We start from the raw sequence: 16,503 nt of genomic DNA on the forward strand, positions 1-16,503 counted from the left end.
TTGTGGGGTGGGCCGAAGAGCCCGCCCAAACTATTTGCACAGGCAAGATGCCTGTGCCACAAATATTCTTGTGGGGTGGGCCGAAGAGCCCGCCCAAACTATTTGCACAGGCAAGATGCCTGTGCCACAAATATTCTTGTGGGGTGGGCCGAAGAGCCCGCCCCAAACTACTTAAAATTCTCCTAAAGACCGGCCGCACAAACAGCCGCACCAATTAACCCTACATTGGGATTCAAAACAAGACGAACCGGCATCATTTCTAACAGCGAATCCATCCGGCCTTTATGCGTAAAAGCTCGCATAAAACCCCCTTCTAGCATCAGCGGCAAAATCTTAGCAGCAATGCCGCCGGCTACGTACAAACCGCCGTAAGGTAACAGTGTCACAGCCAGATTTCCCGCCACTGCACCGTAGGCTTCTACAAACATTTGCATTGTTTGTTCGGAAAGCCGATCGCACTTTTTGAGTGCCGCCTGTGCAATTGTCGCCCCCGGATCGACAGTCTTCTCAGTTTTCCCGACCTCTGACTCCCATTTTTTGATAACTTCCCCTACCTCCGACGATTCAGGAGCAAACTTTCTGTCCCGCAAAAACTGGTAAATTGAAACAATCCCTAGTCCCGAAACTACACGCTCGATCGATATTCTTTGAATGTCGTGTTTTGCTAACAAATATTTCAGCAATTCAAACTCCAACTCCGAACGAGGAGCAAAGTCACCGTGTCCCCCTTCCGAAGAAAAAACCTTGATGCCATTTGCCTCTGGAATTCCAAAACAATTTCCCAAACCAGTCCCCGCACCAATCACAGCAATTGGATCGTGTTGGCGGGGTTTTCCGACTTGCAAAATGTGCAAATCTTTAGCATCCAAACCCCACACGCCGTAGCCAACGGCAACAAAATCATTAATTAAACTGACGCGGGATATTCCTAATTCTTGTTCCAGACGCTTCGCATCCAGCATCCAAGGCAAATTAGTCAGTTTTGCAGTGTTGTTAACCACCGGGCCTGCGATCGCAAAACAAGCTTTTTCAGGCAATGGCACCAAATCCAATTTCATAGCAGCTTCCGTCAAAAACTGCTGCACCATCGGTACTAAATCGGGAAACTCGCCACTCGGATAGCGAAACTCGTAAAGAGCGTTCATTTCACCGTTAACAGTCCTTTCCACTAAGCGCAAAATTGTCTTAGTTCCGCCAATATCGCCCGCTAATAATAATGCCATAAATCTTTTTTTCACCCAAAGATAACATTCCCCATTTAAACACCCACAGTATTAATTGCCAACCAAGCCCGCAGCACCTCAGCCACTGTCCAAGCTTGAGCCGTGCAGCCTCGCGGCGAGTGGGGGGCGTCGCCCTCAAAAATTTCGCCCAGACTGCCAACTCCGCTGGCCCTTATATGATGTGCCATTGATTCGAGGAATTCGCTCGCTTGTGCTGGTTGATTGTATACGTGCAAGTGCGCCAAGACAAACGGGCCAATCAGCCAGCCCCAAACTGTGCCCTGGTGGTAGGCGCTGTCGCGCTGCAATTGGTCGCCTCCGTATGCGCCGCGATACTGCGGGTGCTGCGGCGAGAGGCTGCGGAGGCCGACAGAAGTGAGCAACTGTTGAGCGCAGCCGTCCACCACGCCGCGCTGCTGGATGGGCGTCAGTAACGGTGTATAGCGGGTTTCCTGGCGCATCCCCGCTGACAAGGAGTTGGCGGAGTGAGGAGGAATCGAGTCTAGGGGCAAGGATACGGCGAATATTTGGTTGGGCCGCAGGGAGCTATCGTGTCCGTCTGGGCCGTCCAGAACGTCGTAACAGTAACCGGTTGAGGCGTTCCAGAAGCGAGGGAATCCGGCGGCTGTTCGATCGCCCAATTGCTGGTATTCATTGTGAGGCTTGCCCAGTTTTCGAGCAAAACTTGCCATAGCTTGTATAGCATTGTACCAAAGCGCGCTGAGTTCGATCGGCTTACCAATCCGGGGTGTCACCACCCAATCGCCGATTTTCGCATCCATCCAAGTCAGTTGCACGCCGGTTTCGCCCGCGTAGATTAAACCGTCATCGGGATCGACGCGGATGTTATACCGAGTTCCCTGTATGTGCCAATCGACAATCTCACATAAAGTAGGCCAGAGCTCGCTCAAAAGTTCGTCGTCCCCCGTGGCATCGATATAAGCGCGAATTGCCTCAAAGTACCACAGCGTAGCGTCTGCGGTGTTGTATTCCGGTGCGCCGCCCGCATCCGGGAAGCGGTTCGGCAGCATCCCCCGATCGACATACCGCGCAAATGTCCGCAAAATCGATCGCGCAATTTCCCATCGCCCGGTACAGATTGTGAGACCGGGTAGGGCGATCGTCGTGTCGCGCCCCCAGTCGCTGAACCAGGGATATCCAGCGATGATCGTTTTGCCTGCGGGTTCCTCCGGTAGCGGGCGGCTGACGATAAATTGGTCGGCGGCTAGCACTAAGTGATTGATCCAGTCGGGAGATTCGCTCACTTTTGACCAGTTTTGCAGCAGTTGTTGGTCATAAGTGCGACGCTCTTCTAAAGCTGTACCGCCGTTGAGTTCGGTATTTTTCTCGGTGCTCGCTATCAATGTCAGAGAACTTCCCGGTGCGATCGTCATGTGAAAAGTCGCCGCGTGCAAGTGATCCTCGCAGTAGTCCAAGCCGCGCCGCTTTTCGGCTGCTAGGTCAAATCCGTAATGCCAATTGTATAAAGGCGTAGAAACTCGAAATTGGGCCTCTGGTTCGGCATCCGTCAGCAGGTACAGGGGTACAGACTTGGGAAATGCAGTCACGCAAACCCCGCTTTCTAAGGTCTGTAGGCTCATCTGCCAGTCGCCGACGCTCGTGGTGTGGTGGTAGTCGCGATAGTTGACTAGGGCTTTGACAGCGAGGGCGATCGGTTGTGAGGCGCGGTGCAAGCGGTATTGAATATATGTTGTGTTAGCACCTTGCTGCATCCAAATCCGCTTTTCCAGGATAGCGTCGGCGAGAGCAAACCTCCAAACAGGCGTCGTGCCTTCGAGGTGAAAGCTTTCAATGTATTTGTAGCCGTGGGGTTCCATCGTCGCGTCGGCCCAGCGGTTTGTATAAAGCGGATAGGCGCGATCGTGATACACCGCCGTCTCGTCCAGCTTGGCGAGCATCAAAGTGCGTCCCAGCGGGGGTTTGAGGGCGGCTATCAGCAAGCCGTGATAGCGGCGGGTGAGGAGATTTGCGATCGTCCCGCTAGCGTAACCGCCGATCCCGTTTGTGACCAACCACTCCCGAGACTCCGCTGAGTCGAGATTGCAGCAGATTTCCCGTCCAAAAGCCATAACCATAAGATCCACACTCGCGCTGATTTTTGACCTACCTTTAGGTAGATTTTCGACATGATATCAACCAGAAATATTAACGCTTGCAGCCCGTTAATTTGGCGATCGGCCCCGTGCCGATTCCTGCTCTAATTTAAGCCTAACCAACCGCTAATTTTGCCCCTTACCCAATTTTCCCCTTTGATGCCTCTGTCTAAAGTTAGTTGTTTGTTATATTAAGTAATATTACCGTCTAAACAGGCGCTGAACGTTAAGGGCAAGCATTTGATAGCGCGTCGGGCGATCGAACCACCAACCTATTTTATAAGGAGAACAGCTCAAAGTGAAGATAGGAGCAAATTACCTCGGCAATAACCAATGTGAATTTACCGTTTGGGCGCCCACCCTCAAACAAATCGCCGTCCAAATTGTTTCCCCAAAAAAACGCCTGATACCCCTGCAACAATCCGCAGAAGGTTATTGGCAAACCACAGCTACAGACATCGAACCAGGAACCCTTTACACTTATCAAATCGAAGGAAAAACCGAGCGACCAGACCCAGCCTCAAAATATCAACCCCAAGGCGTGCACGCTCCGTCGCAAGTAATAGATGAAAATATTTTTACTTGGACTGACACAAATTGGCAAGGCGTGCCGCTAGCCGAAATGATTATTTACGAACTGCACGTCGGCACATTCACCCAAGCCGGAACATTTGAAGCAATAATTCCCCAGCTAAAACAACTTAAAGAATTGGGAATCAACGCCATCGAAATAATGCCAGTAGCCCAATTTCCTGGCGATCGCAACTGGGGATATGACGGCGTATATCCCTACGCCGTTCAAAACTCCTACGGCGGCCCCGAAGGCTTCAAAACACTCGTCAACGCCTGCCACGAACAGGGCATTTCAGTAATTCTCGATGTAGTTTACAACCACCTCGGCCCCGAAGGAAACTATCTCAGGGACTTCGGCCCCTACTTTACATCCAAATACGGCTCAATTTGGGGAGACCCCCTCAACTTCGACGACGCCTACAGCGACGGTGTGCGTAACTACTTTCTTGAAAACGCCATCTACTGGTTTCGAGACTATCACATCGATGCCCTGAGATTAGATGCCATTCAAGCAATATTTGAAGTAGGTGCAAGACCTTTTTTACAAGAACTATCCGATGCCACAGCCGATATTTCCCAAGAACTAGGACGGAAACTTTACTTAATAGCCGAAAGTGACTTAAATGATGTCCGCACTGTACGTCCCAAACAACTCGGTGGCTTCGGACTAGACGCCCAATGGTGCGATGATTTCCACCACGCACTGCACGCCTTGCTCACCGGAGAAGACGACCGATACTACCAAGATTACGGCAAGTGCGAACACTTAGAAAAAGCCTTCAAAGAAAGCTTTGTTTACTCCGGCCAGTACGCCCCCCACAGAAAGCGGAGACACGGCAATTCTGTTAAGGATGAACCGGGTCATAAATTTTTGGTTTTTGCCCAAACCCACGACCAAATCGGCAACCGCATTTTGGGAGACAGACTATCCAAAATAGTTGACTTTGAAGGATTGAAACTCGCAGCAGGAACTGTCTTAATTTCTCCCTACATTCCCTTCTTTTTTATGGGAGAAGAATACGGGGAAGAAGCACCGTTTTTTTACTTCGTTTCCCACTCGGACGAAAACTTAATTGAAGCTATCCGCAAAGACAAACAACAAGAATTTAAAATCTTTGAAGGCCGAGGCGAGTTTCAAGACCCCCAGAGTCCTGAGACTTTCGACAAGTGTAAGTTAAACTGGGAAAAACAAACCGAAGGCAAACACAAAATCCTTTGGGAATGGCACCAACATTTGATTCAACTGCGGCGGACAATACCAGCCCTTAAAAAACTCGACAAAAACAGTCTAGAAGTGTCCAGCATTGAAGCGGAAAAAATCTTATTTCTACGTCGCTGGACAGATGACAGCCAGATATTCTGCATCCTAAACTTCAACAGGCAAGAGGTAGCTTTTACGGCTGCACTTCCCCAAGGCAACGGTCACAAAATTTTAGACTCTGCTGATGTAAAATGGATGGGTTCAGGTTCTAGCTTGCCTGAAAAGATCAATTCAGAGCAAAAATTGACCGTTAAACCGCAGAGTTTCGCACTTTACGAATTAGAATAATTAAAAGTCGAGGCAGAGCCTCAAATACAGGCGTTCCTAGGCAGAGTCTAGGAACAAGAAACGGGAGGCAGAGCCTCTCTCATTCCCAGGCATAGCCTGGGAATGCAGTTCAGGAGGCTCTGCCTCCTATATTAAAAAAGAAAACCCGAAAAACCCAGGAGTAAAATTAACATGATGAGAATTCCCACAACAACTTATCGGATTCAATTTCATGCAGGTTTTAACTTTGAATCCGCCAAACAAATCCTTAGCTATCTGGAAGATTTAGGAATTACCGACGTTTACGCTTCACCAATATTTAAAGCCAGAAAAGGCAGCTCTCACGGATACGATGTCGTTGACTCAAATCAAATCAATCCCGATTTGGGAACATCAGAAAATTTTGAAGGCCTCACATACGAAATCAAGAAACGGAACATGGGATGGCTGCAAGATATTGTTCCGAACCACATGGCTTACGACACTCAAAATTTGCTGCTGTTAGACGTATTGGAACACGGGCCAGATTCCGACTATTTTGATTACTTCGATATTGAATGGAATCACGCTTACGAACATCTCAGGGGTCGAGTGCTGGCTCCACTGCTGGGCAATTTTTATGGAGAGTGTCTGGAAAATGGCGAGATTCAACTCAAATACAGCGAAATTGGGCTAACCATCAATTATTATAGCTTACAATTGCCAGTAAGAATTGAATCTTATGCTAAATTTATCAGTCATAACTTGGGGCATTTAGCCAGAGAATTAGGCAGACGCCATCCAGATTTTATCAAGTTTTTAGGAATTCTTTATTTGATTAAAAATACGCCTTCAGAAACTAAAGGTAAAACTCGATACGATCAGATAGCTTTTGTCAAAGGACTGCTGTGGGAACTCTACAATCAAAATCCCCTTGTACAGGAATTCATCGATGAAAATATCAAAGTTTTTAACGGAGAAAAGGGGAATTCCGAAAGCTTTAATTTGCTAGACGAATTGCTTTCCGAGCAGTTTTACCGTCTGGCTTTCTGGAAAGTGGGGGCCGAGGAAATTAACTACCGAAGGTTTTTTACGGTCAACGAGCTTATTTCGGTAAAAGTTGAAGAGATTAAAGTTTTTCACAAAAACCATGCTCTGATATTCGACATGGTTGATGAGGGAAAGTTTACCGGATTGAGAATCGACCACATCGACGGACTGTACGATCCCACAGAATATTTGAAACGGCTCCGGGAGAAAGTCGGAGACACTTATATTACTGTTGAAAAAATTCTGGAACACGAAGAAGATTTGCCGTCATATTGGCCGATTGAGGGAACGAGTGGCTACGACTTTTTGAACTACGTAAATGGCGTTTTTTGTCGGTGCGATCGCGAGCAGCAATTTAGCGAAATCTATCAGAGATTTACTCGCTTGAACGTTCCCTACGAACAGTTGTTTTTAGATAAAAAAGGGCTGATTGTTGAGAAAAACTTGGCGGGAGATGTAGACAATCTAGCTCAACTTTTGAAGAATATCTCCGGTCAATCGAGACAGGGAAATGACTTTACTCGTCCCGGTTTGGAAAAAGCATTGGCGGCTGTTTTGACAATTTTTCCAGTCTACCGAACTTACATTAATCAAGACGGTTTGAGAGAGTCCGATCGCACTTACGTAAAATATGCGATCGCCCATGCCAAACAACAAGTACCCCGACTCCTCAAGGAACTTAAATTTATCGAAACGGTGCTGTTACTCGAAGAAGAAGAAACTCTAACACCAGAACAAAAAGAGCAGCGCCGGCACTTTGTAATGAAACTCCAGCAGTTGACAGGCCCCTTAATGGCAAAAGGCGTTGAAGACACCCTTTTATACGTCTACTATCGGCTTTTATCCCTCAACGAAGTGGGAGGAAATCCCAGTCAGTTCGGCGTGTCGCTGGTAGATTTTCACGAGTTCAACCAAAAGCAGCAAGTAGCTTGGCCGCACAAAATGAATGCTACAGCTACCCACGATACCAAACGCGGCGAAGATGTGCGAGCCAGAATAAACGTTTTGTCAGAAATTCCCGATGAATGGGAACAGCAAGTCAGGTCTTGGAGAGAGGTAAACTCTTCTAAGAAAGTCAACTTTGTGAATCGAATGGTTCCAGATACTAATGACGAATACTTCCTGTACCAAACTCTGCTAGGCAGTTTTCCCTTTGAGGGAATTGAAAACACTGATTATGTCCAGCGCCTGAAAGATTATGTGATTAAAGCAGTCCGTGAAGCCAAAGTTTATACGGCTTGGCTGAGACCGGATAACGACTACGAAGCTGGTTTTATGACCTTTGTCGATAGCGTTCTCGAACCTTCGGAACAAAATCCCTTTCTCAACAAATTTATACCTTTCTGTAAAAAGGTAGCTAATTACGGAATTTTCAATTCTTTATCTCAAACGCTGCTAAAAATCACGGCTCCTGGCGTTCCAGACATTTATCAAGGGACGGAATTCTGGGATTTAAGTCACGTCGATCCCGATAACCGCCGTCCCGTTGATTTTGATCGCCGAATCGAGGTTTTGCGGGAAATTAAAGAGCAAGCTCAGACGGATATTTTGCAACTGGTTGAAGATTTGATTGCGACGCGAGAAGACGCGAGAATTAAGTTGTTTTTGACGGCAAGAGCGCTAGAAGCGAGAAAAAAATACTTGCAAGTTTTTCAATCTGGCGATTATCTGCCCCTGGAAGCAGTTGGCACGTTTAAAGATAATGTTGTTGCCTTTGCCAGAAGCTTTGGAGAGACTACAGTTATTGTCATTGCTCCCCGGTTTTTGACGGGAATTGTCAAACCAGAAGAAATGCCGATCGGCAAACAAGTCTGGAAAGATACTAATTTGAAATTATCCGAGCAAATGCCGTCGGTTTGGAAAGATGCAATTACAAATCAGGCGGTAGAAAGTAACGGTACGTTGGCAATTGGTGAAGCTCTGAGTTACTTTCCTGCCGCTCTGCTGATCGGTAAAAAATAGCAATTAAATAGTCTGCCCTGGGGGACTTTATACAGCTAGCGGCAGGTTTCGACCTGTCGCTTTTTTAGTTATAATCATAGCAGGAAAGCAATCTTAGTAGCGGGAGGAATAGCAAAATGCGATCGCTCGTCAAAACCGAAACCAGTACCGAAACCAGACTCTCTTGGTGGGCTTACCTATTTGTCCTAGACGAATTCATTGCCGAAGCAGATGCTACTATCAACGGCCCAGCAGCCTTTGGCAACCCTGTTTTGAAGCTGTCCGAGCGCGACTGGGATTTTTTGCTAGATATGAGGCTAGATCCGCCTCCCCCTAATGAAGCTCTGATTAAATTATTTCAAGACTATGGCAACTCAAACAAATAATGAATTGTGGACTGTATTATTTCTCCGATAGATAGAATAGGGCGCACTACAACCAGTCTCAAAAAAGATCCATTTAATTCTGGAAATCCAGAATTAGATAGGTATTTCAAACAGTACGCTCAGAAAAACGATCGAGACGGGATTGCCAAAACTTTTGTTGCTTTTTCGCCTGGAGGCAGTCAGATAGTGGGCTATTATTCTTGCTGTGCAGGTGTAGTTGAACGCGAAGACTTACCAGCCGACCTGCGCCAGAGCCTGCCCAGATATCCGATTCCAGCTATACTGATTGCTAAACTTGCGGTCGATCGCTCAATGCAGGGTAGAGGACTGGGCAAACAACTATTATTTCACGCCCTTGCTAGCTCAATAGATGTATCTAGAATAGTAGGAGTTTACGGTGTCAGAGTTGATGCCATAGACGAGAATGCAAAAGAGTTTTACCAGAAGTTTGGCTTCTTAGAAGGCCAGGAAACAGCCTTTTCACTTTTTATGCTGATGAACACAATCAAACAGGCAGCAACTGTGAATCCCTCCCCTCCAACCGCTACTTAACATGACTCTAATTTATAATTTTTACTTCCATTTTGCCTCCAAAAGACCGATCGCCCCTACCAACCAAACAAAATTTATACCACAAAGACGGCAAATACAACACAACGTATACGGTTTGCCACAATACCCGAATCGATCGCACACCGTACATTGGGAAGAGTAAAGAAAAGCAGTCAACAACTGTAGCGGTGCAAGCCTCACGGATGCAACCGTCCCCCAACAGGTTCGGTAAATACCCCTTCATCGCAAGGTCTACCGCCCGCAGTATAGAGATCAGCACCCTATCGAAGACTGTATTAAAGCAGGACTCACTACCCGTAAACCGCGAGGTAAAATGGCAGTCCTGAATAACCAGACTATCGCACAGATAAAACACCAAAATTTTGTAGAGATTGGAGCCGGAACACCCCTATGGGAAAAGTAGTTGGAATTGACTTAGGTACGACAAACTCCTGCGTCGCAGTTATGGAAGGCGGCAAACCCACCGTCATAGCCAACGCCGAGGGGGGTCGCACCACACCTTCTGTAGTAGCATATGCTAAAAATGGGGATCAACTTGTCGGACAAATCGCCAAGCGTCAAGCCGTGATGAACGCCGAAAACACCTTTTACTCAGTAAAACGGTTTATCGGGCGTCGGGTTGATGAAGTAACCCACGAAACCACTGAAGTTTCCTACAAAGTTCTCAAAGTCGGCAACAGCCTCAAACTAGACTGTCCCGCCCGTGGCAAGCAATTTGCCCCCGAAGAAATTTCTGCACAAGTTCTCCGCAAACTCGTAGAAGACGCCAGCAAATACCTCGGCGAAACTGTTACCCAAGCGGTAATTACTGTTCCCGCTTACTTCAACGACTCCCAGCGCCAAGCTACGAAAGACGCGGGAAAAATTGCCGGTATAGAAGTGCTGCGGATTATTAACGAACCTACAGCAGCAGCTTTAGCTTACGGGTTAGATAAAAAGAGCAACGAAACCATCCTCGTATTTGACTTAGGTGGCGGTACTTTCGACGTATCTATTCTCGAAGTAGGCGACGGCGTGTTTGAAGTGTTAGCAACTTCTGGAGACACTCACCTCGGCGGTGACGACTTCGACAAAAAAATCGTCGATTACATCGCTAATGAATTCCAAAGAGCCGAAGGAATTGACCTTCGCAAAGACAAACAAGCACTGCAACGCCTGACGGAAGCAGCAGAAAAAGCCAAGATTGAGCTTTCGAGCGTTACCCAAGCAGAAATCAACCTGCCGTTTATTACCGCGACTCAAGACGGGCCAAAACACTTGGACACGACTTTGACGCGGGGCAAGTTTGAAGAACTGTGCTCGGATTTGATCGATCGCTCCCGCATCCCCGTAGAAAATGCGATCCGCGACGCCAAATTAGACAAATCTGCAATTAATGAAGTCGTCTTAGTTGGTGGTTCTACGCGCATTCCTGCAGTGCAAGAACTGGTCAAAAAACTCCTTGGCAAAGACCCCAACCAAACGGTAAACCCGGATGAAGTGGTCGCAGTCGGTGCAGCAATTCAAGCCGGCGTACTCTCCGGCGAAGTCAAAGACATCTTGTTGCTCGACGTTACCCCGCTGTCTCTCGGCGTCGAAACCTTGGGTGGCGTGATGACCAAAATCATTCCCCGCAACACCACTATTCCTACCAAGAAGTCGGAAACTTTCTCGACTGCTGTAGACGGCCAAACAAACGTGGAAATTCACGTTTTGCAAGGCGAACGGGAAATGGCAAATGATAACAAGGATTTGGGAACATTCCGCTTAGATGGAGTTCCACCAGCCCCCCGTGGCGTACCTCAAATTGAAGTTACTTTCGATATCGATGCTAACGGTATTTTGAATGTAGCTGCTAAGGATAAAGGTACTGGCAAGGAGCAATCGATTAGCATTACTGGTGCTTCTACTTTGCCCAGCAATGAAGTCGAGCGCATGGTGAGGGAAGCCGAATCGAATGCTTCTGCTGACAAGGAACGTCGCGAAAGGATCGATCGCAAAAACCAAGCTGATTCTCAAGCCTATCAAATCGAGAAGCAGTTGGCAGAATTGGGCGATAAAGTTCCCGCTGATGACAAAACTAAGATTGAAGGGTTGCTTAAAGACTTGCGATCCGCGATCGCTACTGATGATGACGATCGCATCAAAACCCTAACCACAGAGTTGCAGCAAGCATTCTACGCTGTCAGCAGCAACCTGTACCAGCAAGCAGGCGGCCCAACTGATGGCCCTGGCGGCCCTGGTGGCCCTGGTGGCTATGGAGACGGCGGCCCCACTGGCGGCGGCGACGACGTGATTGACGCCGACTTCACAGAAGGCAACAAATAAAAGGCTAATTTAAAAGCCCCCAGCTAGACGCAAGAAACCCGGTTTTGAACAGAAACCGGGTTTCTGTTCATTCAAAAACAAACCAAAGTCGATCGACTAAAATTACTAAAAATCTTGCTTGAGGCATAGAGACAAAACTAGAATATGCTTCAACAAATATCATAAACTAGCAGTAATATCAAATCCGTTAGCATCGGAATAGTAAATTCGAGTTCACTGTTCACGGCGTTGACAGTTCACTGTTCACTGTTCACGGCGTCAACAGTCAACCGTCAACAGTCAACAATCACCTGACGGTGCAACCGGAATCGATATAATATCGCAATCGAGAGCAATTAAATGTCACGTTCTCCTATACAAAATTCCTCCCCAAATACTCCCAGCCCATCTCATGTTGCATCCTTGCGCCGACTCCGCCGGATCAGCCATTTACTAGACAATGCAATTCCGATTCCCGGCACAAAATACCGCATCGGACTCGATCCGATACTGGGACTTATACCGGGCGGCGGCGATTTAATCAGTTCAGTTTTTGCAGGATATGTTGTCTTCAAATCCGCTCAAATGGGAGTGCCTCAAGAGACTTTAGTAAAAATGGCAGGTAATATCGTATTTGATACAGTTGCTGGTACTGTACCGGTGGCCGGAGATTTGTTGGATGTTGCTTGGAAAGCTAATGTCAAAAATATAGAATTGCTGGATGCTCATTTAGGTTCCCCTGAACAAGGCAAAAAAGCCGATTGGCTATTTGTGGCGGGATTGCTGTTGGGTTTGATGTTAATTGTCGGAGGCGTGATTTTCTTGAGTGTGATGCTTTTTGGCTGGCTATTTCAAGTAATTACAGGGCGTTAAATTGGGTTTAATGAGCCAGATAAATCCCTCTATTTATGTCATTCATAGTAATAGCATATAATCGGAGAACTTCTCCTTGAAAATACTCTTTGAGGATGATTACGAACAGAAAAAAAACATCTGGCTTTAAGTATCCATAGGTGCGTTGCTTTTTCTAATGCCTCAAAAACGAGCGAATATCTCACATATTCGTAGATTGAAAACAGGGCGATTGGAAACAAAACAAACCCTTTTTTCGCAGCAATACTTAATAAAAATAAGAGGAGTATTAGCTACAAAAAAACAGTGGCTGCAATCAATGTTCAATAAATAAATACTAAAGTGTGTCTGGGTTGAAAAATTCAACCCACCCCTACCAATAAAAGTTCTGATCCTCTTACCAAGAAGAGATATGCGGCAGAAATCTGAGATAAGTAGTAGGACACAATTAATTACACAAAAATTTGGGCTACAAGCCTTGTCTAGTAAAGAATCAGCAAAAAATCAGTGTGTAATTAATTCTGTCCAATTACTTATTGCACCACTCTCAACAACAGGCAAGATGCCTGTTCCACAAGAAAATTCACTCTGAATATTGAAAAATATATCTTAAGGGTATTGACAAAATTTATTAAATGTGTACTTAAGTATCAATTTTCTTTGAAACTAGGTAGTGACCAGGAATTTCAAAGGTGGTACCCGCCACGTGATTTATCCGTGGAATCAATCCAAAATCTAAAATCTAAAATCCTCAAGAAAGAGCATTTATCCGTGGGGTCGCCTCTAAAATCGAAAATCGAAAATCGAAAATCGATTGACCCGATCGCCCTTGAGTCAGATATAGTGATATAATCCAGACTATAATATCAAATTGATATAAATGCTTGAATTATCAGCCCTTGGACTGCTACAGTTACAACCCATGCACGGCTATCGGCTAAAGCAAAAACTGGAGCTGTTTATGAGCAGTTGCATCAGCGTCAACTATGGAGCGATTTACCCACTCCTGAAGCGCTTGGAAGAGCGAGGCCAGATTGCGACCATTGCCGAAGAAGCAGGAGATGCGGGCTGTCCGCGCAAAATCTACGGAATTACCGCCCAAGGGCGCGAACTCTGGCGGCAAAAAATGCTCGAACACCCTCAAGAAAGCTGGGTTAACAGTGGTTCCCGGTTCCAAATCAAGTTTTTCTTTTTTGGCGACTTAGAACCTGCAGAACGGCTGAAGCTATTGGAACACCGCTTGCGAGCCTGTTACACCCGGCAAGACTACATCGAAAGCCTCAAGAGCGAATATCCACTAACCGACGACTATCAATTCGCCTCTCGCGATCGCTGCAAGTCAGTGCTGGCGTCAGAGATAGAGTGGTTAACCGAGCAACTAGCCAAGGAAAAAAGTGCGATCGCCGGAGTGCGTGACTCCCCAATATCCCCTGAATCAGCCGACTCCCAGGAAAAATCCTTCCAACTCACCCACTCAGGTGAGTCATAAGAAGGATGTGCAATCATTCCTGCCATCGTAACTTTTGAGAGATAACAAGAAGCTTTCCTAAAAATAATCACTCCCAGGCTTTGCTGACTGCGATCGGACTAAAGCCCTGCACATACCCCAACCCCATTAAAAAGTTACTTTCCCGATTCCATCCTGTTTAAAATCGCTTGTCCTTATTCCCCCATGTTTGAGAGGAACGCCGGAAAATCAAAGATTTCGCCCAAGTCTCAGTCAGAAGTTAAAAAAAATCTAAGTGGTGCTGCCAATGAGTTATTCTAAATCCCCAGAATCCGTCGTTGAAACAGAAGAGCAAAAATCTCCCACACCCGAACTGCACCCAACCGATGCAGACAGCGATCGACCGGATGATTTTCCGCCTATTGCCGATCGCCCCCAACCTGTTGCTAAACCACGATCGCGCTGGCCCCTAATTGCAGCGATCGCACTCGCCACAGGCGCAGCAGGTTTCGGCTGGTACTCGTGGCAATCGGGTCATAATCGCCCACAGCAATCGGCAGCAGCAGCCCAACCCAAAGCCATACCAGTCAAGCTCGCAGCCGTAGAAACCAGCTCAGTCCAAGAAGCCTCGGAATTTGTTAGCAGCTTAGAGGCCAAGCGTTCAGTAGAAATCAAACCCGAAGCAGAAGGGCTAGTCACGGAAATTTTTGTCAAATCCGGGGACTTCATAAACAAAGGGCAAGCCATCGCCCGCATGAAAAGCGACAGCGCCCAAGCTGACTTGAGGCAATCCCAAGCCAACCTGATTCGCGCTCAATCCCACTTAGCCGAGTTGCAAGCAGGAACCAGGCCCGAAGAAATCGCCCAAGCTCAAGCCCAAGTCGCCCAAGCCCAAGCCAACCTCGCTCAACTGCGATCGGGCTCTCGGCCAGAAGAAATTGGTCAAGCCCAAGCCCGCGTTAGCCAAGCTGAAGCCGACCTCGCCGATGCCCAAACAGGTAGCCTCTTAGAAGACATCGCCCAAGCAAGAGCGCAAATAGAAGCAAGCACAGCCGAAGCAAAGTTAGCCACCCAGCAGCTTGCCAGATATCAAGCATTGGCAAAAGAAGGTGCAGAATCCGCCAACACCCTCGAACAATACACCCAAAAAGAAGGCACCGCCAAAGCCAATCTCCGAGAAGCTCAAAGGCGGTTTGAGCAGCGGCAAAAGAACAGACAAGCCGAGATCGAGCGCCGCACAGCGGCCTTGCAACAGCAGCGGCAAGCTTTGCGGCAATTGCAAAACGGTTCGCGCCCAGAGGAAATAGCCAAAGCCGAAGCAGAAGTCGCACAAGCCAAGAGTAGATTAGCGCAGTTAGCCAACGGCACTCGCCAAGAACAGATCGATCAAGCTGAAGCGCAAGTTGCCGAGGCCGCCGCTCAAGTGCGCGGCTTTCAAGTACAACTACAAGAAACTGCTGTCATCGCCCCCTTCGCGGGAGTCATCGGCGACATACCAGTGAAAGTAGGTGATTACTTGAAAAAAGGTGATCCCATTGCCACCCTGACTGAGAACCAATTGCTAGACTTGCGGTTATCAATTCCTTTGGAACGGCAGCCTCAATTACGCTTAGGGCTGCCAGTACAAATGCTCGACGCTCAAGGTAAGGCGATCGCCCAAGGTCAAATCAGTTTTATCTCCCCCAACGTCAGCGCCAATTCCCAAACAATTTTAGCTAAAGCCACCTTTCCCAACCCCAGCGGCGAACTGCTTAATCTCCAGTTTGTAAAAGCTAAAGTCATCTGGAAACAGAACCCCGGAATTTTAGTTCCAGTCACAGCAGTCACTCGCTTAGGTGGAGAAACTTTTGTCTTCACAGCTCAAAAGCCAGAACAGCCAAAACCTGGGATGCCACCTTTAGTAGCGCGACAAAAATCCGTGAAATTGGGAGCCATTGAGGGGAATAATTATCAAGTTATCGAAGGTTTGAAAGCCGGGGAAAAAATTGTTACAGCAGGCATCCTTAACCTCACAGACGGTGTTCCCATTATGGCTCAAGAAGAAGGGAAAGGAGCAGGGAAAAATTTACCAGTAGGTGGCAAAAAATAAGGTATGTTGTTGCGATTGGGCGCTCTTAATTCACCTCTTAAGAGCGCTAAAGCGCAACTACGTACTTTATGTGAAACTACTTGATTGCTCAGCTCTTAACAAGGGGGCAATTTAAATTTTTGACTGAAGTGCAATGAGGAATTAGCAATTATCAACTAATATCGTTTCCGGTTGCATCGGAATAATCAAATTGAGTCAACAATTAACACTCAACTATTCAGTTTTTCGACCCCTCCTTCAACAGTCAACAGTCAATCGATTTTAGATTTTAGATTTTAGATTGTTATCAGTCAACAGTCAACAGTCATCAGTCAACAGTCAACAGTCAACAGTCATCAGTCATCAGTCAACAGTCAACAGTCAACAGTCAACAGTCAACAGTCATCAGTCAACAGTCAACAGTCAACAGTCAACAGTCAACAGTCAACAGTCAACAGTCAACAGTCAACAGTCAACAGTCAA

General features: G+C 47.0%; 12 protein-coding genes. 9 read left to right on the plus strand and 3 right to left on the minus strand.

What is annotated here, in order from left to right; all coding sequences use genetic code 11:
- Positions 1-182 precede the first annotated feature (182 nt).
- Together QUA16_RS31000 and QUA16_RS31005 are read right to left on the minus strand one after the other, a co-directional pair.
- A complete protein-coding gene (locus tag QUA16_RS31000) occupies positions 183-1,223 on the minus strand; it encodes a glucokinase (RefSeq protein ID WP_333105491.1) in 1,041 nt (346 codons plus the stop codon).
- Positions 1,224-1,258: 35 nt separating this feature from the next.
- Positions 1,259-3,319 carry an amylo-alpha-1,6-glucosidase gene (locus QUA16_RS31005; protein ID WP_333105492.1) on the minus strand — a complete coding sequence of 687 codons (2,061 nt, stop codon included), beginning with the start codon at positions 3,317-3,319 and terminating at the stop codon, positions 1,259-1,261.
- Between the two features lie 316 nt (positions 3,320-3,635).
- Here QUA16_RS31005 and treZ point away from each other — a divergent pair, with 316 nt between their 5' ends.
- The 4 genes from treZ (at position 3,636) to QUA16_RS31025 (ending at position 9,346) form a co-directional block, all read left to right on the plus strand.
- Positions 3,636-5,459, plus strand: coding sequence for a malto-oligosyltrehalose trehalohydrolase (gene treZ, locus QUA16_RS31010; protein WP_333105493.1), 1,824 nt, complete (start codon positions 3,636-3,638; stop codon positions 5,457-5,459).
- A gap of 174 nt (positions 5,460-5,633) precedes the next feature.
- Positions 5,634-8,429 (plus strand): malto-oligosyltrehalose synthase, encoded by a 2,796-nt coding sequence (gene treY / locus QUA16_RS31015; RefSeq protein WP_333105504.1) that lies wholly within the window; start codon positions 5,634-5,636, stop codon positions 8,427-8,429.
- Between the two features lie 116 nt (positions 8,430-8,545).
- Positions 8,546-8,794 carry a type II toxin -antitoxin system TacA 1-like antitoxin gene (locus QUA16_RS31020; RefSeq protein ID WP_333105494.1) on the plus strand — a complete coding sequence of 83 codons (249 nt, stop codon included), beginning with the start codon at positions 8,546-8,548 and terminating at the stop codon, positions 8,792-8,794.
- A 6-nt stretch (positions 8,795-8,800) separates the two neighbouring features.
- The gene (locus QUA16_RS31025) at positions 8,801-9,346 is read left to right on the plus strand and encodes a GNAT family N-acetyltransferase (RefSeq protein WP_333105495.1); all 546 of its coding nucleotides are present in this window, start codon (positions 8,801-8,803) and stop codon (positions 9,344-9,346) included.
- A 7-nt stretch (positions 9,347-9,353) separates the two neighbouring features.
- Here QUA16_RS31025 and QUA16_RS31030 read toward each other — a convergent pair whose 3' ends face one another.
- Positions 9,354-9,626 carry a hypothetical protein gene (locus tag QUA16_RS31030; RefSeq protein WP_333181607.1) on the minus strand — a complete coding sequence of 91 codons (273 nt, stop codon included), beginning with the start codon at positions 9,624-9,626 and terminating at the stop codon, positions 9,354-9,356.
- A 131-nt stretch (positions 9,627-9,757) separates the two neighbouring features.
- Between QUA16_RS31030 and dnaK the strand changes: the two genes are divergently transcribed.
- The 5 genes from dnaK to QUA16_RS31055 all read left to right on the plus strand — a co-directional run.
- Entirely contained in the window at positions 9,758-11,674 is a 1,917-nt protein-coding gene (gene dnaK / locus QUA16_RS31035) for a molecular chaperone DnaK (protein WP_333105498.1), read from the plus strand.
- A 339-nt stretch (positions 11,675-12,013) separates the two neighbouring features.
- Positions 12,014-12,526, plus strand: a complete 513-nt coding sequence (locus tag QUA16_RS31040) for a DUF4112 domain-containing protein (RefSeq protein ID WP_333105499.1) — start codon at positions 12,014-12,016, stop codon at positions 12,524-12,526.
- A gap of 859 nt (positions 12,527-13,385) precedes the next feature.
- Positions 13,386-13,994: a PadR family transcriptional regulator gene (locus QUA16_RS31045; protein WP_333105500.1), complete on the plus strand. Its 609-nt coding sequence runs from the start codon at positions 13,386-13,388 to the stop codon at positions 13,992-13,994.
- A 265-nt stretch (positions 13,995-14,259) separates the two neighbouring features.
- Complete coding sequence (locus tag QUA16_RS31050; protein ID WP_333105501.1) at positions 14,260-16,041, plus strand: efflux RND transporter periplasmic adaptor subunit; 1,782 nt, start codon at positions 14,260-14,262, stop codon at positions 16,039-16,041.
- Between the two features lie 280 nt (positions 16,042-16,321).
- Positions 16,322-16,503, plus strand: a 182-nt coding sequence (locus tag QUA16_RS31055) for a hypothetical protein (RefSeq protein WP_333105502.1), incomplete at its 3' end; no start/stop codon positions are given.

Source organism: Microcoleus sp. S13_C3, from assembly GCF_036700905.1.
GTDB lineage: Bacteria > Cyanobacteriota > Cyanobacteriia > Cyanobacteriales > Microcoleaceae > Microcoleus.